12 protein-coding genes are annotated in these 13,044 nt (G+C 66.5%); all 12 read left to right on the top strand.

Translation table 11 applies throughout. From position 1 onward, the window contains the following. Positions 1–591: carbonic anhydrase (locus RMO12_RS15795; protein ID WP_309640002.1), on the top strand; the 591-nt coding region annotated here is incomplete at its 5' end. Next, the gene (gene aceK / locus RMO12_RS15790) at positions 588–2,438 is read left to right on the top strand and encodes a bifunctional isocitrate dehydrogenase kinase/phosphatase (RefSeq protein WP_309640001.1); all 1,851 of its coding nucleotides are present in this window, start codon (positions 588–590) and stop codon (positions 2,436–2,438) included. The genes RMO12_RS15795 and aceK, both read left to right, overlap by 4 nt. 48 nt (positions 2,439–2,486) lie before the next feature. After that, positions 2,487–3,674, top strand: a complete 1,188-nt coding sequence (locus tag RMO12_RS15785) for an acetyl-CoA C-acyltransferase (protein WP_309640000.1) — start codon at positions 2,487–2,489, stop codon at positions 3,672–3,674. Next, the gene (locus tag RMO12_RS15780) at positions 3,671–4,153 is read left to right on the top strand and encodes a MaoC family dehydratase (RefSeq protein ID WP_309626331.1); all 483 of its coding nucleotides are present in this window, start codon (positions 3,671–3,673) and stop codon (positions 4,151–4,153) included. Before RMO12_RS15785 ends, RMO12_RS15780 begins: the two co-directional genes overlap by 4 nt. A 185-nt stretch (positions 4,154–4,338) precedes the next feature. Further along, on the top strand, positions 4,339–5,457 hold the full coding sequence (locus tag RMO12_RS15775; RefSeq protein ID WP_309639999.1) for a TRAP transporter substrate-binding protein DctP: 1,119 nt from the start codon (positions 4,339–4,341) through the stop codon (positions 5,455–5,457). Between the two features lie 82 nt (positions 5,458–5,539). Then, positions 5,540–6,205 (top strand): TRAP transporter small permease subunit, encoded by a 666-nt coding sequence (locus RMO12_RS15770; RefSeq protein ID WP_309639998.1) that lies wholly within the window; start codon positions 5,540–5,542, stop codon positions 6,203–6,205. A 73-nt stretch (positions 6,206–6,278) separates the two neighbouring features. Next, complete coding sequence (locus RMO12_RS15765) at positions 6,279–8,222, top strand: TRAP transporter large permease subunit (protein WP_309639997.1); 1,944 nt, start codon at positions 6,279–6,281, stop codon at positions 8,220–8,222. 10 nt (positions 8,223–8,232) lie between these two features. Continuing rightward, complete coding sequence (locus RMO12_RS15760; RefSeq protein WP_309626335.1) at positions 8,233–8,841, top strand: 2-hydroxychromene-2-carboxylate isomerase; 609 nt, start codon at positions 8,233–8,235, stop codon at positions 8,839–8,841. Positions 8,842–8,982: 141 nt separating this feature from the next. Next, a complete protein-coding gene (locus RMO12_RS15755) occupies positions 8,983–10,320 on the top strand; it encodes a selenium-binding protein SBP56-related protein (RefSeq protein ID WP_309639996.1) in 1,338 nt (445 codons plus the stop codon). Beyond that, the gene (locus RMO12_RS15750; RefSeq protein ID WP_309639995.1) at positions 10,280–11,023 is read left to right on the top strand and encodes an SCO family protein; all 744 of its coding nucleotides are present in this window, start codon (positions 10,280–10,282) and stop codon (positions 11,021–11,023) included. The genes RMO12_RS15755 and RMO12_RS15750 overlap by 41 nt, the downstream gene beginning before the upstream one ends. Positions 11,024–11,268: 245 nt before the next feature. After that, a complete protein-coding gene (locus RMO12_RS15745) occupies positions 11,269–12,894 on the top strand; it encodes a carboxyl transferase domain-containing protein (RefSeq protein WP_309639994.1) in 1,626 nt (541 codons plus the stop codon). Then, positions 12,848–13,044: type II toxin-antitoxin system VapB family antitoxin (locus RMO12_RS15740; RefSeq protein WP_309639993.1), on the top strand; the 197-nt coding region annotated here is incomplete at its 3' end. The genes RMO12_RS15745 and RMO12_RS15740, both read left to right, overlap by 47 nt.

Below are 13,044 nucleotides of genomic sequence, written 5' to 3'. Positions count from 1 at the left end.
CTGCAGACGCAGCAGGTGCCGCAATACATGTGGATCGGCTGCGCCGACAGCCGGGTGCCGGCCAACGAACTGGTCGACCTGGCGCCGGGCGAGATGTTCGTCCACCGCAACGTCGCCAACGTGGTGGTGCATTCCGACCTCAACTGCCTGTCGGTGATCCAGTACGCCACCGACATGCTGCAGGTCAAGCACATCATCGTGGTGGGCCACTCGGGCTGCGGTGGCGTGGCCGCGGTCATGCAGGATCGGCGCGCTGGCATCGTCGACAACTGGCTGCGCCATGTGCAGGACGTGCGCAACTGGTACCAGGACTGGCTCGACGGCGTGCCAGCCGAGCGCCGGGTCGACGCGCTGTGCGAGCTCAACGTGGTGGAGCAGGCCACCAACGTTGCCCGCACCACGGTCGTGCAGGACGCGTGGCTGCGCGGCCAGGAACTGGTGGTCCACGGCTGGTTTTACGGACTCGGGGACGGGCTGCTGCACGACCTGAAGATGACGGTGCGTGCGCCCGGCGAGATCATTGAAGCGCACGCTGGCGCCATCGCGGCCGTGAAGCGGCGCTACGACGCACCCGGGGAGGCTCGAGCGTGAAGCGCGCCGCGGCGCTGCAGATCCTGGCCGACCCGCGCGCGCTCGACATCGCGCAGGCACTGATCGAAGGGTTTGACCGCCACTACACGCTGTTTCGCCAGACCAGCGCCGAGGCCAAGCAGCGCTTCGAGCAGGCCGACTGGCACGGCCAGCAGCGCGCCCAGGCGCAGCGCATCGAGTTCTACGACAAGCGCGTCGAAGAGGCCGCCGAGCGCCTGGAGCGCGAGTTCCTCGCCAGCCTGCTCTCGAGCGAGACCTGGCAGCAGGTCAAGCTCTATTACATCGGCCTCCTGATCGAGCACCACCAGCCCGAGCTGGCCGAGACCTTCTTCAACTCGGTCACCACCAAGATCCTGCACCGCAGCTACTTCAAGAACGACTTCATCTTCGTGCGCCCCGCCGTCAGCACCGAGTACATCGAAAACGACGAGCCGGCAGCCACACCCACCTACCGCGCCTATTACCCGAGCCGCGACACGCTGCGCGAGACGCTGGTGCGCATCGTCGACCACTACCAGTTGAAGCGCGAGTTCGAAGACCTCGGACGCGACGTCGAGTTCGTGCTGGGGGCCCTGCAGCAACAGCTCGGCGACGTGAAGCTGCGCGCCAACTTCCAGATCCAGGTGCTCGCGAGCCTGTTCTATCGCAACAAGGGCGCCTACATCGTCGGCAAGTACATCAACGGCTTTCACGAGACGCCGTTCGCGCTGCCGATCCTGCACACCGCGCGCGCGCAACTCGTCATCGACGCGGTGCTGTTCGGCGAGGACGAGTTGCTGCTGCTGTTCAGCTTTGCGCGCGCCTACTTCATGGTGGAGATGGAAGTCCCGTCGGCCTATGTGCAGTTCCTGCGCTCGCTCATGCCGCGCAAGCCGCGCTGGGAGATCTACAACGCGCTGGGCCTGCAGAAGCAGGGCAAGAACGTCTTCTACCGCGACTTTCTCTACCACCTGCGCCATTCGACCGACAATTTCCGCATTGCGCCCGGCATCAAGGGCATGGTGATGCTGGTGTTCGACCTGCCGAGCTTTCCCTTCGTGTTCAAGGTCATCAAGGACTTTTACCCGCCGCAGAAGGACACGACGCGCGAGCAGATCCAGGGCAAGTACCTGCTGGTGAAGAGCCACGACCGGGTGGGCCGCATGGCCGACACGCTGGAGTACAGCAACGTCGCGTTCCCGCTGCAGCGCTTCGAGGACGAGCTGCTGGCAGAGTTGAAGCACTTTTGCCCCAGCCTGCTCGAGGAGGAGGGCGACAGCCTCGTCCTCGAGCACGTGTACATCGAGCGCCGCATGGTGCCGCTCAACATCTACCTGCAGGAGGCATCGCCCGAGCAGGTGCGCCACGCCGTCATCGAGTACGGCAATGCCATCAAGGACCTGGTCTCGGCCAACATCTTCCCGGGCGACATGCTCTGGAAGAACTTCGGCATCACGCGCAATGGCAAGATCGTCTTCTACGACTACGACGAGATCGAATACCTGACCGACTGCAACTTCCGCAAGGTGCCCGAGCCGCGCAACGCGGAAGAAGAGATGTCGGGCGAGGTCTGGTACACGGTCGGCCCGAAGGACGTGTTCCCCGAGACCTTCGAGCCCTTCTTGCTGGGCAATCCGCAGGTCCGCAAGGTATTCATGGAGCACCATCCCGACCTGCTGGACGCGGCCTTCTGGCAAGGGCACAAGGACCGCATCCTCGCCGGCCATGTGCATGATGTGTTCCCCTATGACCGTGACAAGCGTTTTCGCCGCCGCGGCGGGCCGGGCTTCAGCAGCTTCGAGTCCAGCGAGGCGGCCATGCTGGCGGCGGCGTCCACCGAGGCGCAGCTCGGCCAGAACCCGATCTGAGGGCCGCGCGCGACCGACCGTTCCCCCCGCAATTGCAGGAGTTCCGACATGTCTATCTCCAACGACCCGATCGTCATCGTCTCGGCCGCACGCACGCCCATCGGCGGGCTGCTCGGCGACTTTTCCTCGCTGGCGGCCTGGGAGCTGGGCGCCGTGGCCATCAAGGCCGCCGTGGCGCGCGCGGGCGTGCCTGGTGACGCGGTCGATGAAGTGTTGTTCGGCAACTGCCTGATGGCCGGCCAGGGCCAGGCGCCCGCGCGCCAGGCGATGCGCAAGGCCGGCCTGCCCGACTCGGCCGGCGCGGTGACCCTGTCCAAGATGTGCGGCTCGGGCATGCGCGCCATGATGTTCGGCCACGACATGTTGGTCGCCGGTTCGGCCGGCGTGGTGGTGGCCGGCGGCATGGAAAGCATGACCAACGCGCCACACCTCACCTTCGTGCGCAAGGGCATCAAGTACGGCGCCGCCGCGCTCTACGACCACATGGCCATCGACGGGCTGGAAGACGCCTACGAGCGCGGCAAGGCGATGGGCGTGTTCGCTGAAGCTTGCGTCGCCAAATACGGCTTCACGCGTGCGGCGATGGACGCGTTTGCCGTCGCTTCGACCGAGCGCTCGATCGCGGCCAACAGCGACGGGAGCTTCGAGTGGGAGATCGCGCCGGTCACCTTGGCGGGCAAGGGTGGCGAAGTGACCATCAGCAAGGACGAACAGCCCTTCAAGGCCAAGCTCGACAAGATTGCGGGCCTCAAACCGGCGTTCATGAAGGACGGCACCATCACCGCCGCCACGTCGTCGTCGATCTCCGACGGTGCCGCCGCGCTGGTGCTGATGCGCGAGTCCACGGCGCGCGAGCGCGGCGTGAGGCCGATCGCGCGCATCCTCGCGCACAGCGTGCATGCGCAGGCGCCCGAGTGGTTTGCCACCGCACCGGCCGGCGCAATCGACAAGGTGTTGAAGAAGACCGGCTGGCGCGCTGGCGACGTCGACCTGTGGGAGATCAACGAGGCCTTTGCCGCGGTGACGATGGCGGCGATGAGCGAGTTCAAGCTGCCGCACGACCGCGTCAACGTCCACGGCGGCGCCTGCGCGCTCGGCCACCCGGTCGGCGCCTCGGGCGCACGCATCGTCGTCACCTTGCTCGGCGCGCTCAGGAAGCGCGGCCTGAGCAAGGGCGTGGCGGCGTTGTGCATCGGCGGCGGCGAGGCAACGGCATTGGCGCTGGAACTGGTTTGAGCGAGGCCGGCCCGCAACACCCACCCCCGTCGACGCCGCCCGCCGCCGTCGGCGATGCGATCAAGCGCACCGACCGTTACAGCCGTGAGGACATCGAGGCCTTTGCGCTCGCCTGTCGCGACCGCAATCCGCTGCACAGCTCCGCGGCGCAGGCGCAGCCTTCTCGTTTCGGCGAGGTGATCGCGAGCGGCCAGCACACCAGCTCGATGCTGCTTGGCCTGGCGACCTCACACTTCGCTCGGCCACTCGACGCGCCCGCCAGCGAGGTGCTGGTGCTGCACGTGAACTTCGCCTTCAGCGGGCCGGTGTTCGCCAATGAAGACGTTCACCTCACGTGGCAGGTCATCGAGATCGCCCGCAATGCCAAGCTCGGCGGCCATGTGCTCCTGCTCAACGGCGGTGCCCGCACGGCGCGCCCGAAGCCGGCGCTGGTGGCGCGCGCGAGCCTGCTGGTCAAGTCGGCGCTCGAGCGGCCTTGAAGGCGAAATCACGCCCACGGCGCTCCAGCGGGTGCGCGGGGACCGCAGTGTGGTGGACCTTGCGTAGCGCGGGTAAATGCCAGCGGCTGCGCGCCCGCTGCTTGCCTAGCATAGTGGTCCCGAATGCCACAGAACCGTCCTGACATGCAGGCGTCGCGCGGCTGGCTTTATTTCAGGAGAACCGCATGATCCAGAAGACCGCCGCGCAGCGCCGCCGCTTCCTCAAGTCCGCTTCCGTCGGCGCAGTGGGCGCCACGGCGCTGGCCGTCCCCATGATTGCGGTGGCGCAGACCACCTCGCTGCGTTTCCAGAGCACCTGGCCTGCCAAGGACATCTTCCACGAGTACGCCAACGACTTCGCCAAGAAGGTCAATGACATGGCCGGCGGGCGGCTGAAGATCGAGGTGCTGCCTTCGGGCGCGGTCGTGCCGGCCTTCCAGTTGCTCGAGGCGGTCAACAAGGGCACGCTCGACGGCGGCCATGGCGTGGTGGCCTACCACTACGGGAAGAATTCGGCGCTGGCGCTGTGGGGCTCGGGCCCGGCCTACGGCATGGACCCGAATATGGTGCTGGCCTGGCACAACTACGGCGGCGGCAAGGCGCTGCTCGAGGAGATCTACAAGTCGATCAACATGGACGTGGTGTCGTACCTGTACGGCCCGATGCCGACCCAGCCGCTGGGCTGGTTCAAGAAGCCGATCGCCAAGGTCGAGGACTTGAAGGGCCTGAAGTTCCGCACCGTCGGCCTGTCGGTGGACATCTTCACCGAACTCGGCACCGCAGTGAACCCGCTGCCCGGTGGCGAAATCGTGCCAGCACTGGACCGTGGCCTGATCGACGCGGCCGAGTTCAACAACGCGTCGAGCGACCGCACGCTCGGCTTCCCCGACGTGGCCAAGAACTGCATGCTGCAGAGCTTTCACCAAAGCGGCGAACAGTTCGAGATCCTGTTCAATGGCGCCAAGTACAAGGCCCTGCCGCAGGATCTTCGGTCAATCATTGACTTCGCCGTGCAGGCCTCCAGCGCCGACATGAGCTGGAAAGCGATCGAGCGCAACTCGCAGGACTACATCGAGCTGAAGAAAGCCGGCGTCAAGTTCTACAAGACGCCCGACGCGATCCTGCGCGCGCAGCTCGAAGCCTGGGACAAGACGCTTGCCAAGAAGGCGGTCGATAACGCCCTCTTCACGAAAGTGCTCAACTCTCAAAAAGCGTTCGCCGAGCGGGCCGGCCAGTGGCAGAACGACTACCTGGTCGACTTCAAGATGGCGTACAACCATTACTTCTCCAAGAAGAAAGCCTGAGCTCCACCCGCGCAAGCCGCCAGCCACCCGGGCACAACTCCGGGTGGCTGGTTTGCTTTGAGGCTCGTGTGCCGCCATATCGATGAACACCCAACGACTCCTCCACACCGCAGACCGATTCAGTACCTTGGCGGGCAAGGCTTCCGCATGGCTGATCGTGGTGCTGATGCTCGTGGTGTGCGCCGAGGTTTTCAAGCGCTATGCGCTGAACGCCCCGACGGCCTGGATCTACGACGTCAACAACATGCTGTACGGCACCTTGTTCATGATGGGCGGCGCCTACACGCTGGCGCACGATGGCCACGTGCGCGGCGATTTTTTCTACGGTCGCATGCAGCCGCGCACCCAGGCCTGGTTGGACCTGGTGCTGTACTTCCTGTTCTTCTTGCCGGGCATCGGCGCCTTGACCTGGGCCGGCTGGACCTACTTCAACGAATCGCTGGCGATGCACGAGCAGACCTTCAACGCGACGCCGCTGCCGGTCTATCCGTTCAAGTTCGTGATCCCGCTCGCTGGCGTGATCGTCATGCTGCAGGGGATCGCCGAAATGATTCGCTGCGTTGTCTGCATCCGCACGGGCGTGTGGACCCCGCGCCTGAAAGACGCCCAGGAGATGGACGTCGTCGAGCAACAGCTCGCGAGCAGCACCTATGTCGATGAGGCGGCCCGCCGCGACATCATGAGCAAGGCCAAGGACATCGACGAAGCGGCGCACCAGCGCGGCGGCGGTGGGAGGGACCACACATGAGCCCATGCACGGTCGCCCGAAATCGGGCTCATTCCCGCTCGGCCGGAACGCGCGCAGCACGGAGGGTGCCCGGATGAGCAACGCCGCCCTCGGCCTGACGATGCTGTGCCTCATCGTGGTGGTGATCATGCTGGGCTTCCCGACGGCGTTCACGCTGATGGGGCTGGGCATGGTGTTCGGCTTCATCGCCTTCTACGACCCGGCCATGCCGTGGTTCGACAACCGCATCTTCGACCTGATGGTGCAGCGCGCCTTCGGGGCGATGACCAACGAGACGCTGTTGTCGATTCCCTTGTTCGTGCTGATGGGCTACGTCATGGAGCGCGGCGCGTTGGTGGACAAGATGTTCCACAGCGTGCAGCTTGCGTTTCGCAAGGTGCCGGGCTCGCTGGCGGTCACGACGCTCATCATCTGCACCTTCTGGGGCATTGCCAGCGGACTGGTCGGCGCGGTGGTGGTGTTGATGGGCGTGATCGCGTTGCGGCCGATGCTCAACGCCGGCTACGACGTTCGGCTCGCCTCTGGCGTCATCACCGCCGGCGGCACGCTGGGCATCCTGATTCCGCCGTCGGTGATGATCATCGTTTATGCCGCGGTGGCCGGGCAGTCGGTCGTCAAGCTCTACGCCGCAGCGATGTTCCCCGGCTTCTTCCTCGCGCTGCTGTACCTGATCTACGTCATCGGCTGGGCGATGATCAATCCGAAGGTGGCGCCGAATCTGCCGCTGGAGCAGCAGCGTGCGCCGATCTCGCCCTGGGTCGCGCATGTTGCGGCGAGCTATTCGCGCCGCATGTTGCCGGCGCTGTTGCGCGCCGTGGTGGCGCCGGCCCGTGCGGTACGCGCCAGTGCCGCAGGCCTGCGCATTACCTGGTTCCAGCTCGTTCGCGCGCTGTTCCGCGCGCTGGTGCCGCTGTGGCTGGCAATCGTGTGCCTCGGCGCCGCCTGGTGGTACGTGACGATCTATTCGCAAAAGGGCGAAGACGCTGGGCCGAACACGCAGCTGTCGCAAAAGGCCGCCACGATCGCCGGGGCCGGCGGCTTGCAGGAGCCCCCTAACGCCGGCAGTGTGCAGGAGCCCCCCGGCAGCGGCGGCCTGCAGGAACCAGCGGGCCGCGATGGCGGGGGCGAGTCGTCCCAAAGCGGTGGTTTGCAAGCGCCACCGGGTGCCGCTGACGAAGCCACTGCCCCCAGCGGCCCGGAAGGTCTGCAGCAGATGGGTGGCGGCCAGGGGGAGGCGCCCAAAACGCAAGCCGTGCCCGAAGCCTTCTACATCGGTTTCGCGCTGACGGTGGTGGCGATGCTGGGCCTGCTCGCCTGGTATTACCTGAAGTTCGACGCCGAGCAGTACGAAATCCTGACGATGCTGGTGTCGTCGGTCATGCCATTGGCCACGCTCACGCTGGTGGTGCTGGGGGTGATCCTGTTCGGCATCACCACCGCGACCGAATCGGCCGCGGTCGGCGCGGCCGGTGCCTTCCTGATGGCCTTCCACGCTCGCACGCTGAATTTCCAGCGCATCAAGGAAGCGGTTTTCCTGACCGCCAAGACGACGTCAATGGTGTGCTGGCTGTTCGTCGGCTCGGCGCTGTTCTCGGCCGTGTTCGCGCTGTTGGGCGGGCAGCGCCTGGTCGAGCAGTGGGTGTTGTCGATGGACCTCACGCCGCTGCAGTTCATGCTGCTGTCGCAGGCCATCATCTTCGTGCTAGGCTGGCCGCTCGAGTGGACCGAGATCATCGTGATTTTCGTGCCGATCTTCCTGCCGCTGCTGACGCACTTCCAGATCGACCCGATGCTGTGGGGCGTGCTGGTGTTCGTCAATTTGCAAGCGGCGTTCCTTTCGCCGCCGGTGGCGATGTCGGCCTTCTACCTCAAGGGGGTAGCGCCGGCGCACGTCACGATCAATCAGATATTCGCGGGCATGATGCCGTACATGTTGATCGTGATCCTGTGCATGGTGTTCATGTACGTGTGGCCCGGCCTGACCTTGTGGCTGCCGAAGTACCTCTACGGCGGCTGAGCTTGCGACGATGAGTGCCAGGTCGCCCGTCGAGTTCTACTTCGACTTCTCCTCGCCCTACTCCTACATCGCCAGCGAGTGGGTCGAGGCGGTGGCGGCGCGGCATGGCCGCACGGTGCGCTGGCATGCCATCCTGCTGGGCGCCACCTTCCAGGCCGCCGAGCTGAAGAGCCCCGTGTCCTACCCGCTCAAGCGCGAATATTCGATCGCCGACTTTGCGCGCTCGGCGCGCTTCGAGGGCGTGCCGCTGCAGCTGCCGCCGAGCTTTCCGATCCCCACGCAAAACGCCGCGCGCGTTTTCTGGTGGCTGCATGCGCAAGACGAGGCGCGCGCCACCGCCTGGGCCCACGCCGGCCTGCGCGCCTATTTCACGCGCGGCGTGGTGCTCAGCGATGCCGCTGCGCTGCTCGCGCTGTGTACGCAGGCGGGACTCGACCCCGCCGCGGCCGAAGCGGCCTGGAACGACCCGACCTGGAAGGCGCGGCTCAAGACCGAGAACGACACGGCCATCGCCGCCGGCATCTTCGGTGCGCCGACGATCGTGATCGACGGCGAGGCGTTCTGGGGCAATGACCGCAAGCCGCAGATCGAGCGTTGGCTCGCCCAGGGCCCGTTCTGAGGCGGTGGCGGCGCGGCAGGCCGCGAAGCGCCGCTGTTCGAAGCGGCTCCTCTGCGGTGCGGTGTTCCCTTGCGCACGAAACAAGCGTAGAAGCGTCCCTTGTGCCGGGCACTGCCCGTTTCACCACAACAAGGAGAGGACATGAGAAAGCAGATCGCCGCGGCGGTGGCCGCATGCACGCTGTCCGGGCTGGCCGGCTTCAGCGCTCCCGTGCGGGCCGACGAGACCTGCCACTCGCCCTACCTTCAGCGCCTGATCAAAGGCCAGGAAGACTTTCTTCACGTCTGGACGCTGGGTGTCGAGGGCATGGGCGACGGCCGCGACAAGCTGGTCACCGTCGACGTCAACCCGAAATCCAAGACCTACGGCAAAGTGGTCAGCCGGGTCTCGGTGCCGGGCAAGCGTGGCGAGGCTCACCACATGGGCTTCACCGACGACCGCCGCTACCTGTGGGCCGGTGGTCTCGATGACAGCCGCATCCATGTGTTCGAGGTTGGCAAGGATCCGGCGCATCCGAAGCTGGTCAAGACGCTCGGCAACTTCACGGCGAAGACCGGTTACGTCGGTCCGCACACTTTCTACGCGTTGCCCGGGCGCATGCTGGTGGCGGGGCTGTCGAACGCCAAGGACAACGGCGGCACGACCGGCATCGCGCTCTACAACAACCGGGGCGACTTCGTCGGCAAGTACGACATGCCCACCGGCGAAGTCGGCGGCGTCAAGGGCGACGGCTACGGCTACGACATCGCGATCAACCCGGCCAAGAACGCGATGCTGACGTCCAGCTTCACCGGCCGCGCCAACTACAGGCGACCGCTCGGCGAGCTGGTCGCCGATGCCCAGGCGATGAAGAACTTCGGCAACACCATGGTGCTGTGGGATCTGAAGGCGATGAAGCCGCAACAGGTGTTCAGCGTGCCGGGCGCGCCGCTGGAAATCCGCTGGTCTCTCGAGCCTGGCGACGAGTGGGCGATCACCGCGACCGCACTGACCTCCAAGCTCTGGCTCGTGAAGCCGGGCACCGACGGCAAGTGGGCCGCCAAGGAGGTCGCCACGATCGGCGACCCGGCCAAGATCCCGCTGCCGGTGGACATCAGCATTTCCGCCGACGGCAAGGGCCTGTGGGTCAACACCTTCATGGACGGCATGACGCGTTACTTCGACCTCACCGACCCCGAGGCGCCCAAGCAAACCTATGCCAAGCAGACCGGCAAGCAGGTCAACATGGTGTCCCAGAGCTGGGACGGCAAGCGCGTCTACCTCACGTCGAGCCTGCTCGAGAAGTGGGACAAGGTCGGCGCCGATAACGAGCAGTTCCTGCGCGGTTTTTCGTGGGACGGCAAGGAACTCGCGCTCGCCTTCGAAGTTGATTTCGCCAAGCAAGGGCTCGGCCGCGCCCACCACATGAAGTTCAGTGCCAAGCCGGGCGGCAAGGGTTATGCGGAGCTCGGACTCGACCGCGTCGCGCAGGCGCGCTGAGCCGGCGAGCGCGACGCGGCTGGCGCGGCTGCGCGCACCGCTCGCGCTCGGCGCATTCGCCGCGCTGCAGGCGCTGTCGGCGCGCGCGGCGGGAGACGCCGCACCGCCTGCCGGTGTGCCGCGCGTCGATGCCCGGCGCCTGCCGGCACCCGGCAGCTACACCCTGCCGCGCCTGCAAGCCTGCCCCGACGGCGAGGTGCTGCAGTCCGACGGCCGCAGCGCCCGCTTGCACGCATTGCTGCGCGGGCGCCTGAGCCTGGTCGGCTTTGTCTACACCTACTGCCGCGACCCGGTCGGCTGCCCGCTCGCGCTGCGCGTGATGAACGAAACGCGCGAGGCGCTGCTGCGCGATGCGGCACTCGCCGCGCGCAGCCAGTTGGTGAGCCTGAGCTTCGATCCGCTGAACGACACGCCGCTGCAGATGCGGCTCTACGGCGACGCGCTGGCGCGCGACACGCGGCTGCGCTGGCAGTTCCTGACCACCGCCTCGGTGCCCAGGCTCATGCCCCTGCTCACGGGCCTGGGCCAGGACGTGACGGTCGAGATCGATGCGCGCGGCCGCCCGACGCGCACGCTCAACCACATGCTCAAGCTTTTTCTCGTCGACGCGCGGCTGGCCGTGCGCGAGATCTACAGCGTGCCCACGCTCGACGTGGCGGTGCTGCTCAACGACCTGCGCACGCTGGCCGCCGAGCGTGCCTGAGTGGGGGTGTCGCCCGCGCGCTGACGCCGCGACAGGCCGCCCGATCGCTTGCACGCCGCGGTTCGCCGAAAGACGCGCAAGCAGCGCGGTCGTGTCGGCCCGTCGAACGGCCCATCCAGTGGGCGCGCGCCGACGCGACCGCAAGCGTCCCAGGCACCCGGGTCGGAGTTGACGTTTACGTTAACGTAAACTGCGCGGCGCGCCGAAGATGCGGAACCGACGAGCGCATTGCAACAGGAGACCCGATGCCTGCACTCGATTCGAAGCTCGACCCTCGAGGCGAAGACTTCCGCACCCACGCGGCGGCGATGCGCACGCTGGTCGAGGACCTCAACGTCAAGCTCGCCAAGATCGCGCTCGGCGGTGGCGACGCCGCCCGCGCCAAGCACCTGGCGCGCGGCAAGCTGCTGCCGCGCGAGCGCGTCGAGACCTTGCTCGACCCCGGCACGCCCTTTCTCGAGATCGCGCCACTCGCCGCCTACCGTGTCTACGTCGACAAGGACGGCAGCGATATCGCGCCCGCGGCCGGCGTCATTGCCGGCATCGGCCGGGTGGCCGGCGTCGAATGCGTGATCGTCTGCAACGACGCCACCGTCAAGGGCGGCACCTACTACCCGCTCACCGTCAAGAAGCACCTGCGCGCGCAGGAGATCGCGCAGCAGAACCGGCTGCCCTGCATCTACCTGGTCGACAGCGGCGGCGCCAACCTGCCCAACCAGGACGAGGTGTTCCCCGACCGCGACCACTTCGGTCGCATCTTCTACAACCAGGCCAACATGAGCGCGCTGGGCATACCGCAGATCGCGGTGGTGATGGGTTCCTGCACGGCCGGCGGCGCCTACGTGCCGGCGATGAGCGACGAGACCGTCATCGTCAAGAACCAGGGCACCATCTTCCTCGGCGGCCCGCCGCTGGTGAAGGCCGCCACCGGCGAGGTGGTGAGCGCCGAAGACCTGGGCGGCGGCGACGTGCATACACGGCTGTCGGGCGTGGCCGATCATCTGGCGCACAACGACACCCATGCGCTGGCGCTGGCGCGTCAGATCGTCGGGCACCTGAACTGGCGCAAGCCCGAACAGCTGCTGCGACGGGCGCCTCGGCCGCCCAGGTATGACGCCAACGAGCTGCACGGCATTGTTCCGACCGACACGCGCAAGCCCTACGACGTGCGCGAGGTGATCGCGCGTGTCGTCGACGGCTCCGAGTTCGACGAGTTCAAGGCGCGCTACGGCGCCACGCTCGTCACCGGCTTTGCGCACCTCGAAGGCATGCCGGTGGGCATCGTCGCCAACAACGGCATCCTGTTTTCAGACTCGGCGATGAAGGGCGCGCACTTCATCGAGCTGTGTTGCCAGCGGCGCATTCCGCTCGTGTTCCTGCAGAACATCACTGGCTTCATGGTCGGGCGCAAGGTCGAGGCCGAGGGCATCGCCAAGCACGGCGCCAAGCTCGTCACGGCGGTGGCCACGGCGACGGTGCCCAAGTTCACCGTCATCATCGGCGGCAGTTTCGGCGCCGGCAACTACGGCATGTGTGGCCGCGCCTACACGCCGCGCATGCTGTGGATGTGGCCTAACGCGCGCATCAGCGTGATGGGCGGCGAGCAGGCGGCGAGCGTGTTGGCCACGGTGCGGCGCGACGGCGTGGAGGCCCGGGGCGGCAGCTGGAGCGACGAGCAGGAGCGCGCCATCAAGCAGCCCATCCTCGAGCAGTTCGAGCACCAGGCGCATCCCTACTACGCCAGCGCACGGCTGTGGGACGACGGCGTGATCGACCCGGCCGACACGCGCCGCGTGCTGGCGCTGGCCATCAGCGCCAGCCTCAATGCACCGATACCCGAGCAACCCCGCTTCGGGGTTTTTCGCATGTGATGTACGATGTGTATCAAGTGGCTTAATAATACACACCATGCGCACCAACATCGTCATCGAAGAGGCTTTGCTCGAGGCGGCCATGCGCGCCGGGCCGTTCAAGACCAAGAAAGAAGCGGTCGAGGCCGGCCTCAAGTTGCTCGCCCGCAA

This window comes from Methylibium sp. (genome assembly GCF_031393925.1).
GTDB lineage: Bacteria > Pseudomonadota > Gammaproteobacteria > Burkholderiales > Burkholderiaceae_C > Methylibium.
Note: the sequence above shows the minus strand (reverse complement) of the source record. Positions and strands in the feature narration are given on the sequence as shown.

What these genes read in the sequence shown, in the direction of transcription:
- RMO12_RS15785 (WP_309640000.1), top strand. Translation starts at nt 2,487, where the DNA reads ATGTCTATCTCCAACGACCCGATCGTCATCGTCTCGGCCGCACGCACG.
- RMO12_RS15750 (WP_309639995.1), top strand. Translation starts at nt 10,280, where the DNA reads ATGCGGAGCTCGGACTCGACCGCGTCGCGCAGGCGCGCTGAGCCGGCG.
- RMO12_RS15770 (WP_309639998.1), top strand. Translation starts at nt 5,540, where the DNA reads ATGAACACCCAACGACTCCTCCACACCGCAGACCGATTCAGTACCTTG.
- RMO12_RS15760 (WP_309626335.1), top strand. Translation starts at nt 8,233, where the DNA reads ATGAGTGCCAGGTCGCCCGTCGAGTTCTACTTCGACTTCTCCTCGCCC.
- RMO12_RS15755 (WP_309639996.1), top strand. Translation starts at nt 8,983, where the DNA reads ATGAGAAAGCAGATCGCCGCGGCGGTGGCCGCATGCACGCTGTCCGGG.
- RMO12_RS15775 (WP_309639999.1), top strand. Translation starts at nt 4,339, where the DNA reads ATGATCCAGAAGACCGCCGCGCAGCGCCGCCGCTTCCTCAAGTCCGCT.
- RMO12_RS15765 (WP_309639997.1), top strand. Translation starts at nt 6,279, where the DNA reads ATGAGCAACGCCGCCCTCGGCCTGACGATGCTGTGCCTCATCGTGGTG.
- RMO12_RS15745 (WP_309639994.1), top strand. Translation starts at nt 11,269, where the DNA reads ATGCCTGCACTCGATTCGAAGCTCGACCCTCGAGGCGAAGACTTCCGC.